The 1,543-nt window shown below is 67.2% G+C and carries 2 protein-coding genes; both read left to right on the forward strand.

What is annotated here, in order from left to right:
* Positions 1-1,299, forward strand: a 1,299-nt coding sequence (locus ACQR1D_RS31890; RefSeq protein ID WP_434894289.1) for a chemotaxis protein CheW, incomplete at its 5' end; no start/stop codon positions are given.
* Between the two features lie 26 nt (positions 1,300-1,325).
* Positions 1,326-1,543 (forward strand): chemotaxis protein CheW (locus ACQR1D_RS31895; protein ID WP_434885603.1); only part of this gene is annotated, 218 nt, incomplete at its 3' end.

Genomic DNA, 1,543 nt, shown 5'->3' on the forward strand with positions numbered 1-1,543 from the left:
TCGGCGCTGATCGTCGAAGCCGGCGGCGACCGCTTCGCGATCCCGCAGCTGTCGGTCGTCGAGCTGGTGCGCGCGCGTGCCAACTCCGAGCACCGCATCGAGCGCATCAAGGACACCGCGGTCCTGCGCCTGCGCAACAAGCTCTTGCCGCTGATGCATCTGAAGAAGCTCCTGAAGATCGACGACGGCTCGTCGACCGATCCGGAGAACGGCTTCATCGTGGTGACGCAGGTCGGCAACCAGACCTTCGGCATCGTGGTGGACTGCGTGTTCCACACCGAGGAAATCGTGGTCAAGCCGATGTCGACCAAGCTGCGTCACATCGACATGTTCTCGGGCAACACGATCCTGGGCGACGGCGCCGTGATCATGATCATCGATCCGAACGGCATTGCGAAAGCGCTCGGCGCCGCCGGCTCGGCCTCGCAGGCGGTGTCCGACGAGCACGCCGCGCATCACGCCATCGGCGGCGAGCAGCTCACCTCGCTCCTGGTGTTCCGCGCCGGCACGGCGCAGCCCAAGGCGGTGCCGCTGGCGCTGGTCACGCGGCTCGAGGAGATCGCGGCCGACAAGATCGAGATCTCCAACGGCCGCTACATGGTGCAGTACCGCGACCAGCTGATGCCCTTGGTGCAGATGGAAGGCGTGTCGGTGCAGACGTCAGGCTCGCAGCCGATCCTGGTGTTCGCCGACGAGACCCGCGCGATGGGCCTCGTGGTCGACGAGATCATCGACATCGTCGAGGAGCGGCTCAACATCCAGGTCTCCGGCGCCAAGGACGGCATCCTCGGCTCGGCGGTGATCAAGGGCCAGGCGACCGAGGTGATCGACGTCGGCCACTTCCTGCCGATGGCGTTCGCCGACTGGTTCATCCGCAAGGAGATGGCCACCGAGTCGCAGACGCAGTCGGTGCTGCTGGTCGACGACTCCCCGTTCTTCCGCAACATGCTGGCGCCGGTGTTGAAGTCGGCCGGCTACAAGGTGCGCACCGCGGCCTCGGCGCTCGAGGGCCTCGCCACGCTGCGCTCCGGGCACAGCTTCGACATCGTCGTCACCGACATCGAGATGCCGGAGATGAACGGCTTCGAGTTCACCGAGGCGATCCGCGCCGACCAGAACCTGAACCAGATGCCGGTCATCGCGGTGTCGTCGCTGGTGTCGCCGGCGGCGATCGAGCGCGGCCGCCAGGCCGGGCTCTACGACTACATCGCCAAGTTCGACCGGCCCGGCCTGATCGCGGCGCTGAAGGAACAGATCGAGGAACGGGCCCGCGCCGAAGCCAACCGGCGGGCCGCGTGACAGCAAGCGGACAGGAGTAGCGTGCGATGAGCAGCAAGATCGAAACCACCGAGGGCGCCGCCGTCGAATACGTCACCGCGATGATCGGCGGCCAGCTGTTCGGCCTGCCGATCTCCCGGGTCCAGGACGTGTTCATGCCGGAGCGGGTGACGCGGGTGCCGCTGTCATCGGCGGAGATCGCAGGCGTCCTGAACCTGCGCGGCCGCATCGTGACCGTCGTCGACATGCGGGCGCGGCTCGGCCT

This window comes from Bradyrhizobium sp. HKCCYLRH2047 (assembly GCF_051168175.1).
GTDB lineage: Bacteria > Pseudomonadota > Alphaproteobacteria > Rhizobiales > Xanthobacteraceae > Bradyrhizobium.